Here is an 18611-nt window from a genome sequence, read left to right as displayed (position 1 = left end):
TACTTTTCTCCTATAAAAGAGTTTTTATGTTCTCTATTAAAAATGTGAGCGCAACGGAGTTGAAGCCTCCCTCCGGAATGATAAGATGCGCGTATCTCTTCGATGGCTCCACAAACTCATCGTGCATCGGCTTTACAGTGGAGAAATATTGGGTCAAAACCGAATCCATATCTCTCCCCCTCTCTTGCACATCACGAACAAGCCTTCTTCCCAAACGCACATCAGCGTCTGTATCGACAAAAATTTTGATATCCATTAAGTCCCGAAGCTGTTTATTCTCCAAAATCAAAATGCCATCCAGTATGATCACTCTTGCCGGCTTTACCAAGACGGTCTCGGACATTCTGTTGTGCTCTTTGAACGAATAGACCGGACGACGCACAGGAATACCGCTTTTGAGCAGGCGGATATGCTGTATAAGCATGTCTGTATCGAAAGAGGAGGGATGATCATAGTTTTGCTTTACGCGCTCTTCCATGGTAAGATCATCATTGGCTTTATAGTAATAGTCATGGCTGATTATCACCACCGACTCATCACTAAAGGCTTCAAGAAGTCTGTTCACAAGAGTAGACTTTCCCGAAGCCGAACCTCCTGCTACTCCTATTACGGTTGTATTGTTATGTTTATCCATCATACAGCTACTTTCGTGACTTTTATCTCATCCGACAAAGGTAAAAAAAAAGAGAAGCGTACACAATTCGGACCATTTGCCAACCGTCCCTACTTTGTTTTCTCTCCGGTAGCAAACTTGCTCTTAACCTGTTTATAAAATATATTTAAGCCGGATAAATAATGGTGTAATGCCTGATAATTGTGCAATTCAAGACTTGATTTCTACCTCTCATGCTTCGGTTCTTATATTTCAAAGCTTGATTTGCAGAAATCGAGACCTGATTTACACCTCTGAATCCGATAAACAATATCTGTGAACAGGTACAGGATATTTTCTAAACCTGTCTACAAAAAGAAGGAAACCATCTTCAAGCAAAAGGGGCAGTACAGACAAACAAAAAAGGCTAAAGATAACTATCTCATGGAGTAGCTCTTCAACCTTCAGTTTGTTGCTTTGCAACAACTCTATCTTACGTAGAGAAGTGGGCAGTGATGGATTCGAACCACCGAAGACGAGCGTCAGCTGAGTTACAGTCAGCCCCATTTGGCCACTCTGGAAACTGCCCAATGTGCAAATAGTAGAAGATGTATTATGCTACAAGTCTCCCTATTTGCCCCGCAAAGGTAGAATATTTCTCCGATTTAGCCAAACAACTTCGCCATTTGTATAGCTGTTATTCCGGCTTCCACTCCCTTGTTTCCATGCTTTCCTCCGGCTCTTTCTTCTGCCTGCTCCATATTATCCGTTGTAAGGACACCGAATATTACCGGGACAGATGAGTTCATATTCAGGGACGCCAACCCGTTTGCCACAGCATCGGATATGAATGTAAAGTGAGGCGTTTCCCCTTGAATGACACAGCCTATGGCTATGACAGCATCATACTTCTCCATTCGTACAAGAGAAGCAGAAGAGTGAACAAGTTCAAATGTACCCGGCACATAGAAGACATCTATGTCTTGACTCTCCACTCCATGCTCCTTTAGAGTAGATATTGCCCCATCAAGAAGTGCATAGGTAATATTGGAATTCCATCTTGCGACAGTGATAGCGATCTTTAAGCCTCCCGCAAAAGGGACTGATTCGGGGTCATAAGAAGAAAGATTCTGATTCTTTGTTGCCATAAATGTTTTAGTTTGTGAGCTGCCATTCCACCTCAATTATTCGTTGAAAAGAGTCTCATCTTATGTTCAAAGCATTTTTATGAGATCCGGAGGTAAAGAATAAGCAAAATAGAAGCCTGCATTCCTCTTTCTGTGTAAGAAATGCAGGCCTTTATCGGTTTATAATTCTACGTTGTTTGTAAAATACTCTTCTGTCTGTCGGGGCTTATCTTGCAATGTAGCGTTCGTTTACCACATTCCAGTCGATAATGCTCCAAACGGCATCTATATGGTCTGCTCTCTTGTTTTCATAATCCAAGTAGTAAGCATGTTCCCAAACATCAATTCCCATAAGAGGAATCAGGTTGTCCACCACAGGGTTGCTACCGTTCCTATCTTGAGTAATAACAAGTTTACCATCCTTATCGCAAGCAAGCCATGCCCAGCCTGAACCGAAAAGAGTAGTTGCTTTTGTCTTAAACTCTGCCTTGAATGCGTCAAAAGATCCCCATGTAGCATCTATCGCAGCACCCAATTCTCCCTTAGGGTTTTCACCTCCATTAGGAGAAAACTGTGTGAAATAGAGGTTATGATTCAAGATCTGTCCTGCATTGTTGAAGATACCACCATCGGAAGACTTCACGATCTCGATAAGCTCTTTACCTTCCAATCCGGAGCCCGGAAGCAGCTTGTTAAGATTGTCTACATAGGCTTGAAGGTGCTTGCCATGGTGTAGTTCGACTGTGCGCTTGCTTATTACAGGAGCCAATGCATCTGTTGCATAAGGCAGTTTCAAAAGTTCAAATACCATACTATCTTGTGTTTTTGTGTTAATAATTTCAGAGTCGGCAGCTGCCGTGATCTCTGTGTTGTTTTTGGTTTCTCCTGTTTCTTCTTCGACCGCTTTCTGTGAACAGCTAAAAAGAGATGTCCCAAGCAGAAAGAATGCACAAGAGAGCGTAAAAATCCGTCTCATTTGGCTTAATGTTTTATATAGAACTCGTGCCTTCGATTTTCCGTATGCAAATATAATAAAAAAAACGATGCGAGCCTTATTTATAAACGATTGAGCCATAAAACAATCTCTCAGCCACCTCCTCACAAAGAGAGAAATAATGGCTGAGAGATCGGATCAGATTACAAGCTCAACTTTATACCGGCAAAGATGCTTCTTGGTGATTTAGGACCATAAACATAAGCCGAAGCACGGTTTGGACCTTCATCGAAGTCTTTTTGGTAAGCATTCAAAAGATTGTTGATACCGAAGTTTACTTCCATATCCGTAGATCCGAATGCAAACTTATACGCTACTTTCGTGTTCAAAGCAAAGAACGGAGAGGTAAAGACAATCTTATTATCTCCATCATTAGTGATATAAACACCTTCCTTGTCTCCGTGTTCGTGAGGAACATACATAGAGCCGGTGAAGTCTCCGGTAAGGTTAAATGAAAGTCTGTCTGTCGGTGTCAAACTCCACACAAAGTATCCGTACTGATTCGGAGTTCTCATAAACTCTTTCTTCTTATCCACATCTTCTATTGCACGTTGCGGACGATCGAACAAGCTGCGCTGAACAGTATAACCCAACTGAAGTGATGTAAGCTTTTTGTAAGCCAATCTCATCTCAAAGTTGGCACCATAAACAGAAGCGTTTACCTTGTGTCCATCTTCATCTACATTCTGTACATAGGTATAATCCTCTTTTTCTACGGCAACAAACTTATTGAAAATTCTGGTGTAGAACCCTTCCAACATCAAATTGAGAGAGATATTGTCCGAAAGTGTTGTATAGTAATCCACAGAACCGGTAAAGCTATTAGAGCGCTCTTCTCTGAGGTCCGGAGACAATATACGAGGCTTTCCTTCTCCATTGGCAAAAGCTACGTGCAACTCTTCTTCAAAGTATGCAGGGGCACGGAAACCTTCTGCGTAAGAAAGACGAATATTGATATCTTCCGTAGGATTATAGCGTAGTGTGGCACGAGGAGTAAGAATATCAAGAGTGCTCAGTCCTAACTTCGCATGCTTCTCATCCGTTGATAATCCTACGTGATCGTAACGCAAGCCCAAAAGGAAACCGAGCTTGTCATTCTTCCACTCGTTTTGAGCAAAAAGACTGGAAGTGCGAGTGTGCTGTCCTATTGCCAATGGTCTGTTTCCACTGCTGTCATTAAGTCTGTTGTATGTATATTCTCCTCCAACAGTCAATGCTGAAGGCATGAAAAGAAGCTTTTGAAAATTGTGTACATATTGCAATCCCATTTGGGCTGTAAGGTCTTTAGTCAATCCATAAGCTCCTAATCCTTTTGCTGCATCTTCGGGAGAAATAGGATTGGATCCTACCAAGTTGTCCGGAGTAACAGGGCCTCCACCATAATAGCTACGGCGAAGTGTGTGGCTTACCGCTCCAAAAGCAGTGATAAAACCTGCTCCATCCGCAACATATTGATCCAAACGAAGAATACCTGTATGAATATTGTGCTTCAAGCTTTCAGCAATATTTGCTTCATGTTCCGGCTTTTCCAAGTTGTTACCACCGCGTCTGTCTTCTTGTGTATAGAAATAGTCAAGAGAAAGTTTTCCCTGATGCCAAGGATTCAAAAATGCAGAAGTACCGACGGTAACACTTTTCAACTTTGGAAGTTCGGAATATCCATCTTGGCCATCCTTTGTTCCCAAATCCTTATCGGCTTTTACCAAACTTCCGGGACGTACAACATCTATACCGTCTCTCTCTTTCATACGACCATATACGGAGATACCGCTTTGGAGATCCGAAGAGACAACGGATGAGAAAAAGTTTGCATTGTGCATAGGCTTAGTCCAATTGTCTTGATACAGCTCTGTGTTGTAAGAGACAGTAGTCATATTCCTGCTCGGTGCCTTTGTGATAATGTTTATTGTACCACCGATAGCACTGGATCCAAAAATGGCAGAACCGCCACCACGCACTACTTCCACTCTATCGATCATCTCTGTTGGGAACATTTCCAAGCCATAAACTCCTGCCAGTGAGCTAAAAATACTTCTGGAGTTGATAACTACTTGTGAATATGGTCCGTCCAATCCGTTGATTCTAACTTGATTAAAACCGCAGTTTTGACAGTTGTCTTCAACTCTTACACCGGGATTAAACTTCAATGCTTGATCCAAGTTGACAGAAGCGGTTGCCTCAAAAAGCTTAGCGTCTGTTACATTTACTAATACAGGAGCCTGCCTGCGCTTTGTTTCTGTCCTGTTGGCAGAGACCACGACTTCGTCTATATTAAATACAGAAGGTTCAAGAGCCAATATAATTTCGCTCTTCTTCGTTACATCATAGTCAAACTCTTGAGTCTTATAACCCATTAGGACTATACGAAGTTTACCTTGAGGGCGATGAAGCTCCTCCATTACGAATGTTCCATCCTTCTTCGCAGATGCACCATCGCTTGATCCCACTACTCTAACAACAACGTATGGTAATGGTTTCTGTGTAGATGCATCTATAACTTTCCCCGAAAGCTTATAATGCTTGTGGGGAGCCTGCTCTACCACCGAAGTAGTAGAAACATTTGCCTGAGCCACGGGCAAAGAAACAAGTAAGGCTCCAAGTAAAAATGAAATTTTCTTCATGAGTTCTTTCTCTATTATAAATGTTTTATTGTTTGATGTCAGTAAGTTTCGCAAATTTCAATGTTTTGTTCAATATGGGCAATACCTTTTTTTAGTGAATTTATAGCCTTAAAACATAGTAACATTATAACAAAGAAAAGACCCAATCCATAACTTGGACCAGGTCTTCTACTTAGTTGCGGAGGCAGGATTCGAACCTACGACCTTTGGGTTATGAGCCCAACGAGCTGCCACTGCTCCACTCCGCGATTTCGTTTTGCGTTGCAAAGGTAGAAAGAAATTCTGAAACCACCAAATCCTCTAACTCAGCAACCATGCTTCAATCATCTTTCTTCCTTGTGGAGTCATAATAGATTCGGGGTGAAATTGTACCCCCCACATCCTAAATTTAGCATGAGATAAAACTGCTATATTCCCCTCATCATCAAGAGCATCTACCGAAAAATCTTTGGGTAAACTCTTCTTGTCGGCAACCCATGAATGGTATCTACCAACCCAAACAGGTAAATCCAAATGAGCCAACAGAAGAGAATCTTTATTAAGAATCTCCAATATCCCGGCATGCCCATGCTTTGGAGAGGTAAGGCATTCAAGCTTACCTCCTAAAGCCAAAACCATGGCTTGCAGCCCAAGACAGACACCCAATATGGAATGAGTTGGAGCGAAAGTTCGTACCACTTCTAAAAGCCTATCATACTCATAAGGTAATCCCGGACCAGGTGAAAGCAAAATGTGGGTATGAGTGGAAAACAAATGCCATGAGGAAGAGAGATCTTCTTCATTTACTATTGTGTAGTCGCACATCCCGAACTCTCTCACAATCTGTACTAAGTTGTACACAAATGAGTCATGATGATTGATAATAAGAACTCTAATTCGCTTCATAGCTATTTTTGCCCCAAAAATACACTATATTTGCATACCAAGCAAGGTATAGAGAGCATGATAACAGAGATATCTTACAATTCTCTTATAGAAGAGATGAACAGATTGGGAGCCACGAATACTCCCTTTATTTTTGCCGTTAATTTTGAAAAATCTGCAGGTTTGATCCTACCTCATCCTAATAAACAAACGGATGTTCTATACTCTATTCAGAAGTACTCTAACTATCCTAACGCTTTTGAAAAATGTCCTTTGACTCTAAAAGCAATCCCGGAGTCGTTAGAAAGTTATACCAAACGCTTTAATAGAGTGATGGAGGGATTGATGAGAGGAGATACATTTCTTACTAATTTGACCGTAAGAACACCCATATCTTTACCTCATTCTCTGAAGGAGGTCTTTGTATATTCCAAGGCAAAATACAAGATGTATGTTCCTGACAAGTGGGTATGCTTCTCTCCGGAAACATTTATTTCAATAGATGAACATGGAAAAATCTCTGCTCATCCGATGAAGGGGACGATAGATGCGACTATTCCCAATGCCAAGGAGGTGATTTTATCTGACTATAAAGAGACTGCAGAGCATCATACAATTGTCGATCTTATCCGGAATGACTTAAATATGGTTGCACATAATGTAAAAGTAGAACACTTTAGATACATAGATAAGATAATATCTCCTCAAGGAGAGCTATTACAAGTAAGTTCAACCATAACCGGGACTTTATCTCCAAACTGGAAAGAGAGCATTGGAGATATTATAGACACTCTTCTTCCTGCCGGTTCCATATCGGGAGCTCCTAAAGAGGCTACTCTGCAAATCATACGTGAGGCAGAACAGCAAACAAGAGGATATTATACCGGAATTATGGGAATGTTTAACGGAGAAACGATGGATACAGGAGTAATAATCCGTTATATAGAGAAAGAGGGAGGGAGTCTCTTCTTCAGGAGTGGAGGAGGTATTACAATTAACTCTGTTGTAGAAAACGAATATCGCGAAATTATTCAAAAAATCTATATCCCCCATGTTTAACGGATCTGCCCCACTTTTTATTGAAACATTATCCATTCGTGGTGGAGTAGTGAATAACTTAGAGTTCCATCAAGAAAGAATGTACGCAACAGGGGTAGCTCATCACTTCTCTCCCCCATCATGGGAGGAAATAAAAGAAAGATTAGATACAGATGTGGTTTTGTCTGATCCTACCTCTCTATACAAGTGTACTATAACGTATAGAGAAACGATTAAGCAGATATCTCTATCAAAATATAGCACAAGAAAAATAGAAAGACTTATACCTGTTTATGTAAAAGATCTATCTTGGTACAACTTCAAATATGCCAATAGAGAATCCTTTGAAAATCTAAAAGAAGGATTACAGCCAAACGATGAAATCATCATTGTTACACCTGATGGATTTATATCTGACACGAGCTATACCAATATTGTAATAGAGAAGTCCGGTATTTATAAAACTCCGTCAACTCCTCTACTTAAAGGGACTCAAAGAGCATCCCTACTAAAAAAAGGAGTAATACAAGAGGCTAAAATTACTCTGGAAGATATATATATACCTTGTACTATCCACTTAATCAATGCCCTAATGCCATTAGGCACTCTCTCTTTACGGAATACTTCTATTACACAATAGAAGAGATTTATTACTCTGTCTCATAACCTCAAATGGTACTTAAAGTAAGTCTGTAACGGAATCAAAAAAATGCGAGAAAAGAGGTTTCAAGCTCCTTTCTCGCATCATTTTTTTTTACGAGAAGATCCTCTATGGATCTTTATTACCTTAGTTTATCTTCTTGATAATTTCCATTCCCTTCTTAATGGCCTCCTCATTCATCGGAATAAGTTTGTGGTGTCTTTCAGGAAGAGATTTCTTAAGTCCCAAGGTGATGTGTTGCAAATCCACAATAGGAGCAACTTTCAAAAGACCTCCAAGAATAATCATATTGAAAACCTTATCATTCGCCATCTCTACGGAAGCCTTAACTCCTTCTACAAGATAAATATTGATATCATCTCTTTTAGGAGGTACGGGGATAGAGTTATCATCATAAATCAAGATACCTCCTGGCTTTACCGAATTCAAAAACTTATCCAATGAAGGTTGATTCAACACTACTACAATATCATAGGAGTTAAGAATCGGAGAGCTTACCTTATCATCACTCACTATAACGGTAACATTGGCTGTACCACCACGTTGTTCCGGACCATAAGCAGGCATCCAAGAAACTTCTTTTCCTCCCATAAGTCCAGAGTAAGCCAATATTTTACCCATTGATAGTACACCCTGTCCGCCAAAGCCGGCTATTAGTATTTCACAAGTCATGGTTCGTATTCTTTTAGTATAGTTAAGTACTCTGTTTTTCCTCTACCAATTTTACTCATTCTTAAGGTCTCCGAGAGGATACATTGGGAACATATTCTCTTCCATCCATTCATTGGATTTTGCAGGAGAAAGTTTCCAACCAGAGTTACAAGTAGATACCACCTCTACGATAGAAGTTCCTTTGCCATCGAGAGAGTTTTGGAACGCTTTCTTTATGGCGGCTTTTGTCTTACGCACATTAGCCGGTTTATGAACAGCCTGACGTGTTACATAGCAAGTGCCATCAAGCTGAGCAAGAAGATTTCCTATCTTAAGCGGATAACCATTCATTTCAACAGTACGCCCTTGCGGAGAGGTAGCTGTTTTCATTCCGGGAAGTGTGGTAGGTGCCATCTGCCCTCCGGTCATACCATAAATACCATTATTGATAAATATTATGGCAATATTCTCGCCTCTGTTCGCAGCATGAATAGTTTCAGCTGTACCGATAGCAGCCAAGTCCCCATCCCCTTGATATGTAAACACAAGTTTTTCCGGCATAAGTCTCTTTATCGCCGTTGCCAAGGCTGGAGCTCTACCATGAGCGGCCTCTTGCCAGTCAATATCAATATAGCGATAGGCAAACACAGCACATCCAACCGGTGCTATACCGATTGTTTTATCTGCGTAGCCCATTTCCTCTAAAACTTCAGCTACAAGTTTGTGTACCACTCCATGACTACAACCGGGGCAATAGTGCATAGTGGTATCATTGAGAAGTGTCGGTTTTTTATAGACCAAGTTCTCAGGCTTGATTATATCTTGAATATTCATTGTGGTATATATTTCAAATGAAGTTACGAATAATATATTGGAAAATCCTGACAAAGACAGCTGAAAAGCCGGTAATGAAAAAGAAGAGTCTTTGTTCCGGCACGGTAAAGTACAAAACTAAGGTAGCCAAAACCAATACATAAAACACGATTGTAAGCATGCTATACAACTTCTTCATTCCAGTACTTACCAAAGCTTCTTTGTGATGAATTAGTTCTCCAATCTTCTTAATATTTATGCTTTTGGAAAGTGTTCTTTAAGAGCTTCAAAGATTTCAATAGGAGAGAACAACATTCCTCCTTGACGACCGGTATGGTACACAGGGACTTTACCATTAACGGCAAGTCTTACATCTTCTACCATCTGACCTGCATTCAACTCTGCAGACAAAAATCCTTTACAACGATCTGCCAATTCCGAAATAATCTTTGATGGGAAAGGCCACAAAGTTATAGGCCTTACCAGGCCAACCTTATACCCATTTTCACGGGCAATTTCAAGAGTCTTTGCTGCTATACGACTAGCTGAACCAAATGCTACTATAATATAGTCTGCATCTTCACATTGAGTAAGTTCGTAACGCACTTCATTTTTTTCTATTGCCTCATACTTGGCTTGAAGGCGATGGTTATTCTCCTCCATCACTTTAGGATCAAGCTCCAAAGAGGTAATGATATTAGGCTTATTACGTGTATTACCCACAGTAGCCCATGGATATTTTTCACGAATCTCTTCTTCTGTCATGCGTTCACGCTGAGGAGGAAGAATAACCTTCTCCATCATCTGCCCGATTACACCATCAGATAGAATGATAGCAGGGTTACGATATTTGAATGCAAGATCAAAGCCAAGAGCTACAAAATCTGCCATTTCTTGCACAGAGTTCGGAGCAAGTGTGATGAGTCTGTAGTCTCCATGTCCACCTCCTTTTACTGTTTGAAAGTAGTCGGCTTGGCTAGGTTGGATAGTACCAAGACCAGGACCTCCACGCATTACATTCAAAAGGAGACATGGAAGTTCAGCTCCCGCAATGTACGAAATACCTTCTTGCTTCAAACTCATACCAGGACTTGAAGAAGATGTCATTACTCGCTTACCGCAACCGGCTCCTCCATAGACCATGTTTATAGCAGCAACTTCACTCTCTGCTTGAAGTACCACCATACCGGTAGTTTCCCATGGAGCATCATCCATAAGAGTTTCCATTACCTCACTTTGAGGTGTAATAGGATATCCGAAATATCCATCGCAACCATATCTTACAGCTGCCTTGGCAATGGCTTCATTGCCTTTCATCAATTGAATATCTTGTTGAGACATATCTTTTTTCGTTTCTTTTTGTTCTATAGACACAACAAAAAAGTATTCCAAGTACGAATATTTTTTGCGACAAATTATCCTTCTACTTTCATTCTGTAAACGGTAATACATCCGTCTGGACATACTAAGCCACAATTAGAACATCCGATACAATTATCCGGATTTTCCATGTAAGCATAGTGATATCCCTTGCTATTTACTTCATGAGGTTGTAGAGAAAGTGTTGATGTTGGACAAGAAACTACACAAAGATTGCAACCCTTACACCTTTGCTCATTCACCACCACGGCGCCTTTGATTTTTGCCATATCAAGCGTGATTTAAGATTTAAATTTATTGTTGTTTATGTAATAGTAATTCGATCTCTTTTTGTTTATATCTTGAAATCCATCCAAAGATAGAAATTTTGATTGATATTTTTCCCCATTTCTTGTTTTTAACACTAAATTTTCAGATAGTTACCTACACCTATTGATCTTGAAAAAAGTCTAACCATCACATTGTCAAATATTTTAAGCAGATTACGAGTAGTAACATCAAATAGGTATCAAAAAGATCAAGAAAAGTAGCCCAAGTAGTGCAAAGACTAATTAAGACTACCTATATTTGGGTATATTAAATATCTTTCATACATTTGTAGCGTAAACAAAAAAACAACCGGTATTACTATTACAAAAACATTTAGTTATGGCTTATTTGATTAATGGAAATTGTATTGCTTGCGGTACTTGTATGGCAGAGTGTCCTACCGACTCAATCTCCGAAGGCGACATCTACGTAATCGATCCTGATACTTGTGTGGATTGCGGTGCATGCGCAGCTGTTTGCCCTACAGAAAGTATCGAACAACAATAATAGTCCGTAGAGATATTGGGCTTAGATGAGTGTTGATATATACCCGACTTTCTTGGAAAAGTCGGGTATATTGTTTTTATAGCTTTTAGAACTAAATCTCATAGGATTTATATAAAGAAACAAGGCAGATTCATTTAGTAAAACTGAAAAACACAAACACCTTGCTCTGTAGAAGCAAACTTTATTTCCTTTCTCATAAATAACGTACCTTTGTCTGCTTGGATCTTTTTTCATACAAGAATTTCTTTCCAAACAGACACAAATCTAACCATGGCAGGTATCTACATACATGTACCTTTTTGTAGTAAGAAATGTTCCTACTGTGACTTCTATTCTGTAGTCAGTAAGAGCTACATGACTCAATATATTCAATCTCTCCTACTTGAGATAAAGGGTAGAGCAAGGGAATATAATGGACTATTGGATTCCCAAGATAAAATAGAAACCATATACATAGGGGGAGGAACACCTTCTCTCCTTTCTAATACCGATATTGCCACTATAATAGAATCCCTGCGTAAATATTTCAAAGTCTTGCCTGAAACGGAGATTACGATAGAGGTAAATCCAGAATCGGTAAGTAAAAAAAATCTTTCAGAATACCGAAATATTGGTATCAATAGAATAAGTATGGGAGTACAGAGTTTTAATGATCAACTATTAAAATCCATTTCTCGAAGCCACACCTCTATTGGGGCTATCCATGCGATTGATACCATAAAAGGATCAGGAATAGAAAATCTATCCATTGACCTTATTTATGGTCTTCCCGGTCAAACATCAGAAATGTGGAAAAAAGATTTGGATAAGCTTTTCAGTCTTGATATACCACACTTGTCTGCGTACCATCTGATTTATGAGGAGGGAACTCCAATGTGGTATTTTAGAAAAAGAGGAAAATTTCAAGAGACTCCGGAAGAAACAAGTATTGAGATGGCCAAATACCTGTACACCTCCACAGAATCTCACGGACTAATTCCTTACGAGATCTCTGCTTTTGCAAAAAAGGGATTTGAAAGCAGACACAATAGTGCATATTGGTTTGGAAAACCGTACTTAGCCTTTGGACCATCTGCGCATGGCTATATTCATCCTCTTCGTTGGTCTATATCTCCCTCCATCGTAAAATACATTCAAAATCCGCTGTCTGAGAATATACGACACACAGAGATTATATCTCATGAAGAGTCTCTGGAAGAGTATATATTAACTCGAATGCGGACGCTTCGACATGGAATATCTCTTGACTATATCTATAAGGAGTATGGAAAAAATTCTCATGATAGAGTTAAACACGTAATAGACAAAAATATTTCTTGTGGTCTTATCCGAGAACTCCTCAATAATCATTATGCTCTCACATACGATGGAATACTACTTATGGATGCTATAATATTAGAAATGGTTTCAGAGTAAGTAGTCGTCCCTTAAAAAACCATCTAATCGGTGATATTCAATATATTATATTGAAAAACCCTTTGATAAATCTGCAAGCTTTCTTATCTTTACAGAGAGAAACTTGCAGATTTTATGATTACAAAGCCTCATCATAGCCCCTCGTTTTTCAGCAGTCTATCCGACATGCTGAACCAATCGCACCCGCTCTACAAACTNAAACTTGCAGATTTTATGATTACAAAGCCTCATCATAGCCCCTCGTTTTTCAGCAGTCTATCCGACATGCTGAACCAATCGCACCCGCTCTACAAACTAGCCGACAAAATAGATTGGGCAAAATTCGACACAGCCTTCGCTCCTCTGTATTGCCATAATAATGGTCGCCCTGCTAAACCCATTCGTCTGATGTGTGGCTTGTTGATTCTCAAGCATCTTCGCAATCTCTCAGATGAATCCGTTGTGAAGCAATGGAGTGAAAATGCTTATTATCAGTACTTTTGTGGCATGCAAGAGTTTACACCCTGTGCTCCCTGCGCCTCTTCTGAATTGGTGCATTTTCGTAATCGCATTGGGGAAAAGGGTATAGAACTTATTTTTCAGGAAAGCATTCGTGTCAATAACGAAGATGATGATGCGCATCATCATGACACTGCCTTTATTGATTCGACCGTTCAAGAGAAGAATATCACCTACCCTACAGATGCCAAGTTGCATAAAAAGATTGTCCGCAAGGTTCTGGATATCGTCCATAAATTAGAGCTACCACTTCGCCAAAGCTATACTTTTGTTCTCAAGCGCATTTATCGCGACCAACGTTTTCGCCATCATCCCAAGAATCGCCTTCTTGCACAACGACGTCATAGTCAGAAAAAGATTTACTCTATTCACAAACCTGATGTGCAATGCATCAGCAAGGGTAAAGAGCATAAGAAGTACGAATTTGGCAACAAGGTGTCCATCATTCGCTCGGCTACGGGAATCATTCTTGGCGCACAATCTTTTCGTAATGAGTATGATGGACACACGATAGAATCCTCGTTGGCACAAGTGGAACGCCTGACACAGAGAAAGATCAAAATACTGGCAGGAGACAGGGGTTATCGGGGTAAGAAAGAGGTTAATGGCACTCAGATTTTAATCCCAGATGCCCCCAAGCCTTCAGATAGCAGGTATCAGAAGCGAAAGAAACACAAGCTATTCTGCAAGCGAGCAGGGATAGAACCCACCATCGGACACTTGAAATCAGATCATCGTTTAGGCCGTAACTTTTACAAGGGATTGGTAGGGGATGCTGTGAACCTACTATTNGCGAGCAGGGATAGAACCCACCATCGGACACTTGAAATCAGATCATCGTTTAGGCCGTAACTTTTACAAGGGATTGGTAGGGGATGCTGTGAACCTACTATTAGCAGCAGCTGCTTACAACTTCAAAAGAGCCATGAGAGCTCTTTTGCACCTGCTCAAAATGATAAGCGAGAAGCCATGGATCGATGACTTCTCGCTTATTAGGGCTTTTTAAGGGAAGACTAAGTATTCTGGTAAGATCGTTCATTTACAAAAGAATCCTCAAAAGAAATATAGCCGTAGATCTTCTTATCTACGGCTATATTTTGTTGTACCCAGACCCGGGGTCGAACCGGGATGGAAGTGAATCCACTGGTGTTTGAGACCAGCGCGTCTACCGATTCCGCCATCTGGGCATCTTTATCTTATTGCGTTGCAAAGTTAGTATTATTATTGAAAACAGCAATAGATATGCACTAAAAACAATAACAATTTTGGGATTTTATTCATTCTCAACCTCCCTAAGAAGATTACTAATAGCATCTTCAAGTATATCTATCACATGATCAAATCCCTCTGCTCCTCCATAGTATGGATCCGGCACATGGTCAAAAGTTCTATCCGAACTACAAAAATCTGTTAGCATCTTTACCTTCTCGCACTCCTCTTTAGTACAAGCCAGAGAAAGCAAGCAATCTCTGTTAGAATGGTCCATAGGCAAAATCCAGTCAAACTTTTCAAAATCCGAATACCTCACTTTTCTTGATATGGAATCGATGTTATACCCTCTTTTATTCCCATGGAATATCATTCTGGGATCTGCGTTCTCTCCCTCATGATATCCGGCAGTTCCGGCAGAATCTATCACGTAATCATAACGTGTACTTTTTGATTCTAAAAACTTCTTAGCCACAGCTTCCGCAGCTGCAGAACGACAGATATTACCAAGACAAACAAATAAAATACACTTTTTCGGTTTATCGTTTTTTTTCATATTATTTTATCATAAAACTACCATACAGGATCTACATCATAAAAGACTCTCAAATTCGACGAAGGTCTGTTAAGAGCATACACACTATTTTGTATCCGTACCATAATCTGTTTGATCTCTTGTATGGGAAGTTGTATTGGCACCTTTACCCATATTCTAAACCCTATGGAAGCATTTACTTTTTTTACCGGAAATGGAGCAGGACCCAAAGTAGTGCAATCGGATAAGTTGGATACCAACAAGGATATCATCTCACGAGTATATGCCAATGCTTCCTTCCGATCCTTACTTTCCACAGATATAGAAATCATTCGAGAAAAAGGCGGATACAACAGAGAATATCTCTCTTTCAAAGCCACAGCGGTAAAGCTTTCATGATCTGATCTTAGGACATTATCTATAACCGGATGATGTGGATTGAAAGTTTGAATTACAACTCTCTTCAAATGCTTTGGAGTATATCTCCATTCGTACATAAACTGAAAGACTCTTTCTTCTGCCCGAAAGTCTGGTCTTGCAAACAAAATATCAAGATTGGTTACAGCAATACAATCGGCTCCATGAAGTAGAGCAAATGAAGGACGACCCTTTGGAGAAAGAATGATGTCTGCGTCTTCCCATCCGAAATTAGATTTAGAGTCCTCCACTCTAACAGGAACATTAGGATATAATTCTCTTACTTCATCTGCTAAACGCTCTATGCCTGTTCCTTCCTCTTTTAAGCTTTTTCCCTCACATTCTGCACATTTCTCCAGCTTTGGCTTGTGATATCCGCAAATAGCACAAACAAGTTCTCCTCCCTCCTTGTATATTTTAAGAGGAATCTTACAATCCGGGCAACTTTCCACATGACCACATCGAATACAACTTACACCCTTGGCATATCCGTATCTGTGGTGCAGAATAAGTACTTTTCCCGACTCTGACAAAGTCTTCTGTATAGCACTTTGCAGTTCAAAAGACAGAAGCCTGCCACTCACACGATTCTTATCAAAAGCCTCACGTAGATCTACAAGATCTACGCTACAATCCCTATTCTTTGAGGGATTCACATAATCGAAAGGGATCAGTCTGTATGTTCCCCTCTTTGCTTGTATGTAGCTTTCTAAAGATGGTGTTCTCGAACAAAGTAAAACATCTACTTCTTTTCCCATAAGGCGAGCCATCATAAGAGCGGTATGAACTGCAGAGTATCGTGGATTAGGTTCTATCTGCTTGTAAGAACTATCCTCTTCTCCCAGCACAATAATTCCTTTAAGAGAGGCAATAGGAAGAAGTACAACAGAACGAATGCCCACAAAAATATAACCTCCACTTCCCGATAGAGACTTATTCCAAACGGACTCCTTCTGCATTCCACTACTATTGGCATCATAGAGTTCTACTTTTTCCGGGAATAGTATCCGAAGGTATGGAAGAGCTTCGGATAGTAGTTCGGTAGAGGGATATAAAAGCAATATATTTCCCCCTGCTTCTATCTTCCCCTCTATCCAGTGAATAGGCAAGCTTGTGTATGGAGTGGAATAGTCAAACTCCCCATGTATCAACTGAATTTGGATATTCTGTGCGGATTGTTCCAAACATCTTCTCCATGCCTGTTGTGATTGTTTCAGCTCCTCTTCAGGAATAACAAGAGTATAAGAAGATACAGACGAGGCATCTACGATTCTTAGGAAGCCTGACTCAATTAGACTTTTAACAATTGCCGGAGAAGTATTGTACTTCTCAGCTATATAGCTACGAGTGAAATAACGGATATTTTTTTCTTCTCTGACAGCTGCAGCTACTCGAATCATCTGCTTCCGTTTGGAATACCTCTGAAGAAATAGCTTCCACTCTTCTTCGGTATCAGAGAGCAATACTCCCTTTGGAGAGGCTAAAAAAGGTTCTGAAACAGCAACTAACGTTCTGGTTCTATAGGTACGATTATCCAACTCCGACACATTCTCTTCCAATGAAGAGGGAAGACAAGCTCTCCAAACCTCTCCCATTGTACACATATAGTAGAGAGAAATCCATTCCCACAACTTTACTATGGATTGAGGTATCTTAGGAAAAGAAAAGACATCCGAAACATTCTTGTAGGAGATTCCCTCATGAGGAGGAAGCTCTCTTTCTCGTACAACAAGCCCGGTGTACAATATTTTTCCTACATAAACACGTACTATGGAGCCAATACCGATTCCCAATGTTTCCTCTTCCACCTTGTATGTGTATGGGGTAGGAACAAGTAGCGGGACTATGACATCTACATAACACATTCGCCATAATTAACGAGGAGCTCTCGTATAAAGAAAAAATGCAACCGGAATGAATATAATATTGGGCAACCAAGCTCCCAAGGCAGGGGGTATAGCTCCCGAAGCAGAGTAGGTACTGAAAAATGTAAAGAGCAATATATATGTAAAGGTAAGGGCTAAACCTATTGCAATATTCAGTCCCATTCCTCCTTTAACCTTTCGAAGAGACAGTGTAGCTCCCATGATGGTCAATATAAATGCAGCCAAAATAGAAGCAAATCTCCGATGATACTCTATCTGAAATCTTTGAATACTTCCTAAGCCTCTATCTCTCTGTCTGTCTATATACCTTCCTAATGTTGCTGTGGTAAGTTGTTCGCTATCTTCATCGGACATCACCAGATCTGCGGGCGTTATTGGGATTATCGTGTCTTTGGCTGTACCTGTCGAGACCTTTTCGTAAAGCCCTTCAAAATCTCGTATCATATAGTCTGTAAGAGTCCAATGATAAAGAGAGTCATACGTAACCATCTGTGCAGTTAATCTCGACACCAATGTTTTTCCCTCGAATTTTTCCAAAGAGAAAAAGCCTCCGGAATTGTTGATAACATCAAAAGAAGAGAAAAATGCCAAGACTCCGGGAGCAACCTCTGCCTGCAGATTAGAGCCACGTACATTCTTTTTATCATCAATATATCTGTTCTGAAACTCTATTCTTACCACATTCAGCTTGGGCACGATATAGCTACTGAGCAAAAAAGTAGCAAATGCCAATACCGTTGCAGATATCATATAGGGTTTCATGATACGCTTCAAGCTCATCCCCGAAGACTGCATGGCTATGATCTCGGAGTTATTAGCCAGCTTGGAAGTAAAGAATATAACGCTAAGGAAGATAAACAGCGGAGCAAGCAGGTTGGCATAGTATGGAATAAAAGCCATGTAATAGTTGAATACGATCTCACGCAGAGTGAGTTCCGGATTGGAAAACTCGGAGATCTTCTCCTGAATATCTATCACCACGATTATAGCCATGATGAGGGATATAATAAACAGAAACGTTCCGAGAAACTGCTTTATTATATATCTATCTAAGCGTGTCAATCCTATTTTACTCCAAAACTTTGCCATCGTG

16 protein-coding genes, 3 tRNA genes and 2 pseudogenes are annotated in these 18611 nt (G+C 40.2%); 6 read left to right on the top strand and 15 right to left on the bottom strand.

Features of this window, described 5'->3' with window-relative positions; translation table 11 throughout:
- Window positions 1–10: 10 nt before the first annotated feature.
- The 7 genes from udk to JT26_RS03520 all read right to left on the bottom strand — a co-directional run bounded on the left by udk (window position 11) and on the right by JT26_RS03520 (window position 6219).
- On the bottom strand, window positions 11–637 hold the full coding sequence (gene udk / locus JT26_RS03550; RefSeq protein WP_369794002.1) for a uridine kinase: 627 nt from the start codon (window positions 635–637) through the stop codon (window positions 11–13).
- Window positions 638–1098: 461 nt separating this feature from the next.
- Window positions 1099–1181: transfer RNA gene (locus tag JT26_RS03545), tRNA-Tyr, on the bottom strand.
- A gap of 76 nt (window positions 1182–1257) precedes the next feature.
- Window positions 1258–1740, bottom strand: a complete 483-nt coding sequence (gene ribH / locus JT26_RS03540) for a 6,7-dimethyl-8-ribityllumazine synthase (protein ID WP_036846099.1) — start codon at window positions 1738–1740, stop codon at window positions 1258–1260.
- A gap of 205 nt (window positions 1741–1945) precedes the next feature.
- Complete coding sequence (locus JT26_RS03535) at window positions 1946–2530, bottom strand: superoxide dismutase (protein WP_036846460.1); 585 nt, start codon at window positions 2528–2530, stop codon at window positions 1946–1948.
- A gap of 326 nt (window positions 2531–2856) precedes the next feature.
- Window positions 2857–5334 (bottom strand): TonB-dependent receptor, encoded by a 2478-nt coding sequence (locus JT26_RS03530; RefSeq protein WP_036846096.1) that lies wholly within the window; start codon window positions 5332–5334, stop codon window positions 2857–2859.
- 176 nt (window positions 5335–5510) lie between these two features.
- Window positions 5511–5582 (bottom strand) — tRNA-Met (locus tag JT26_RS03525).
- Between the two features lie 52 nt (window positions 5583–5634).
- A complete protein-coding gene (locus JT26_RS03520) occupies window positions 5635–6219 on the bottom strand; it encodes an aminodeoxychorismate/anthranilate synthase component II (RefSeq protein WP_052089866.1) in 585 nt (194 codons plus the stop codon).
- A 57-nt stretch (window positions 6220–6276) separates the two neighbouring features.
- Here JT26_RS03520 and JT26_RS03515 point away from each other — a divergent pair, with 57 nt between their 5' ends.
- Both JT26_RS03515 and JT26_RS03510 read left to right on the top strand, forming a co-directional pair.
- Window positions 6277–7257, top strand: a complete 981-nt coding sequence (locus tag JT26_RS03515) for an aminodeoxychorismate synthase component I (protein WP_036789074.1) — start codon at window positions 6277–6279, stop codon at window positions 7255–7257.
- Window positions 7250–7876 carry an aminotransferase class IV gene (locus tag JT26_RS03510; protein WP_036788837.1) on the top strand — a complete coding sequence of 209 codons (627 nt, stop codon included), beginning with the start codon at window positions 7250–7252 and terminating at the stop codon, window positions 7874–7876. Before JT26_RS03515 ends, JT26_RS03510 begins: the two co-directional genes overlap by 8 nt.
- Window positions 7877–8023: 147 nt before the next feature.
- On the opposite strand, the gene JT26_RS03505 is transcribed toward JT26_RS03510, so the two are convergent.
- From JT26_RS03505 to JT26_RS10420, 4 genes are all read right to left on the bottom strand, one after another.
- Window positions 8024–8569 carry a 2-oxoacid:acceptor oxidoreductase family protein gene (locus JT26_RS03505; RefSeq protein ID WP_036788835.1) on the bottom strand — a complete coding sequence of 182 codons (546 nt, stop codon included), beginning with the start codon at window positions 8567–8569 and terminating at the stop codon, window positions 8024–8026.
- A 51-nt stretch (window positions 8570–8620) separates the two neighbouring features.
- The gene (locus tag JT26_RS03500; RefSeq protein WP_036788833.1) at window positions 8621–9382 is read right to left on the bottom strand and encodes a thiamine pyrophosphate-dependent enzyme; all 762 of its coding nucleotides are present in this window, start codon (window positions 9380–9382) and stop codon (window positions 8621–8623) included.
- A 234-nt stretch (window positions 9383–9616) separates the two neighbouring features.
- Entirely contained in the window at window positions 9617–10702 is a 1086-nt protein-coding gene (locus JT26_RS03495) for a 3-methyl-2-oxobutanoate dehydrogenase subunit VorB (RefSeq protein WP_036846452.1), read from the bottom strand.
- 74 nt (window positions 10703–10776) lie between these two features.
- Window positions 10777–11010, bottom strand: a complete 234-nt coding sequence (locus tag JT26_RS10420) for a 4Fe-4S binding protein (protein WP_081964510.1) — start codon at window positions 11008–11010, stop codon at window positions 10777–10779.
- 379 nt (window positions 11011–11389) lie between these two features.
- Here JT26_RS10420 and JT26_RS10415 point away from each other — a divergent pair, with 379 nt between their 5' ends.
- The 4 genes and pseudogenes from JT26_RS10415 to JT26_RS11115 all read left to right on the top strand — a co-directional run.
- Window positions 11390–11557: a DUF362 domain-containing protein gene (locus tag JT26_RS10415; RefSeq protein WP_081964509.1), complete on the top strand. Its 168-nt coding sequence runs from the start codon at window positions 11390–11392 to the stop codon at window positions 11555–11557.
- Between the two features lie 270 nt (window positions 11558–11827).
- Window positions 11828–12973, top strand: a complete 1146-nt coding sequence (hemW, locus tag JT26_RS03490) for a radical SAM family heme chaperone HemW (RefSeq protein ID WP_036846093.1) — start codon at window positions 11828–11830, stop codon at window positions 12971–12973.
- Between the two features lie 213 nt (window positions 12974–13186).
- Window positions 13187–14251 (top strand): annotated as a pseudogene (locus JT26_RS03485) (transposase); the annotation flags it as partial.
- Between the two features lie 58 nt (window positions 14252–14309).
- A pseudogene (locus JT26_RS11115) lies at window positions 14310–14477 on the top strand (IS5/IS1182 family transposase); the annotation flags it as partial.
- 97 nt (window positions 14478–14574) lie between these two features.
- Here JT26_RS11115 and JT26_RS03480 read toward each other — a convergent pair.
- The 4 genes from JT26_RS03480 to JT26_RS03465 form a co-directional block, all read right to left on the bottom strand.
- A tRNA-Leu gene (locus JT26_RS03480) sits at window positions 14575–14658 on the bottom strand.
- Between the two features lie 86 nt (window positions 14659–14744).
- Window positions 14745–15236 (bottom strand): low molecular weight protein-tyrosine-phosphatase, encoded by a 492-nt coding sequence (locus JT26_RS03475; protein WP_036846090.1) that lies wholly within the window; start codon window positions 15234–15236, stop codon window positions 14745–14747.
- A gap of 17 nt (window positions 15237–15253) precedes the next feature.
- Window positions 15254–17497: a primosomal protein N' gene (priA, locus tag JT26_RS03470; protein WP_036846087.1), complete on the bottom strand. Its 2244-nt coding sequence runs from the start codon at window positions 17495–17497 to the stop codon at window positions 15254–15256.
- A gap of 9 nt (window positions 17498–17506) precedes the next feature.
- Window positions 17507–18607, bottom strand: a complete 1101-nt coding sequence (locus JT26_RS03465; protein ID WP_036846084.1) for an LptF/LptG family permease — start codon at window positions 18605–18607, stop codon at window positions 17507–17509.
- Window positions 18608–18611: the final 4 nt, after the last annotated feature.

Source organism: Porphyromonas sp. COT-108 OH1349 (genome assembly GCF_000768755.1).
Classification (GTDB): Bacteria; Bacteroidota; Bacteroidia; order Bacteroidales; family Porphyromonadaceae; genus Porphyromonas_A; species Porphyromonas_A canoris.
Note: the sequence above shows the minus strand (reverse complement) of the source record. Positions and strands in the feature narration are given on the sequence as shown.

Coding starts and splice junctions, on each gene's coding strand:
- udk (WP_369794002.1), bottom strand. CDS start 637: ATGATGGATAAACATAACAATACAACCGTAATAGGAGTAGCAGGAGGT.
- ribH (WP_036846099.1), bottom strand. CDS start 1,740: ATGGCAACAAAGAATCAGAATCTTTCTTCTTATGACCCCGAATCAGTC.
- JT26_RS03535 (WP_036846460.1), bottom strand. CDS start 2,530: ATGGTATTTGAACTTTTGAAACTGCCTTATGCAACAGATGCATTGGCT.
- JT26_RS03530 (WP_036846096.1), bottom strand. CDS start 5,334: ATGAAGAAAATTTCATTTTTACTTGGAGCCTTACTTGTTTCTTTGCCC.
- JT26_RS03520 (WP_052089866.1), bottom strand. CDS start 6,219: ATGAAGCGAATTAGAGTTCTTATTATCAATCATCATGACTCATTTGTG.
- JT26_RS03515 (WP_036789074.1), top strand. CDS start 6,277: ATGATAACAGAGATATCTTACAATTCTCTTATAGAAGAGATGAACAGA.
- JT26_RS03510 (WP_036788837.1), top strand. CDS start 7,250: ATGTTTAACGGATCTGCCCCACTTTTTATTGAAACATTATCCATTCGT.
- JT26_RS03505 (WP_036788835.1), bottom strand. CDS start 8,569: ATGACTTGTGAAATACTAATAGCCGGCTTTGGCGGACAGGGTGTACTA.
- JT26_RS03500 (WP_036788833.1), bottom strand. CDS start 9,382: ATGAATATTCAAGATATAATCAAGCCTGAGAACTTGGTCTATAAAAAA.
- JT26_RS03495 (WP_036846452.1), bottom strand. CDS start 10,702: ATGTCTCAACAAGATATTCAATTGATGAAAGGCAATGAAGCCATTGCC.
- JT26_RS10420 (WP_081964510.1), bottom strand. CDS start 11,010: ATGGCAAAAATCAAAGGCGCCGTGGTGGTGAATGAGCAAAGGTGTAAG.
- JT26_RS10415 (WP_081964509.1), top strand. CDS start 11,390: ATGGCTTATTTGATTAATGGAAATTGTATTGCTTGCGGTACTTGTATG.
- hemW (WP_036846093.1), top strand. CDS start 11,828: ATGGCAGGTATCTACATACATGTACCTTTTTGTAGTAAGAAATGTTCC.
- JT26_RS03475 (WP_036846090.1), bottom strand. CDS start 15,236: ATGAAAAAAAACGATAAACCGAAAAAGTGTATTTTATTTGTTTGTCTT.
- priA (WP_036846087.1), bottom strand. CDS start 17,497: ATGTGTTATGTAGATGTCATAGTCCCGCTACTTGTTCCTACCCCATAC.
- JT26_RS03465 (WP_036846084.1), bottom strand. CDS start 18,607: ATGGCAAAGTTTTGGAGTAAAATAGGATTGACACGCTTAGATAGATAT.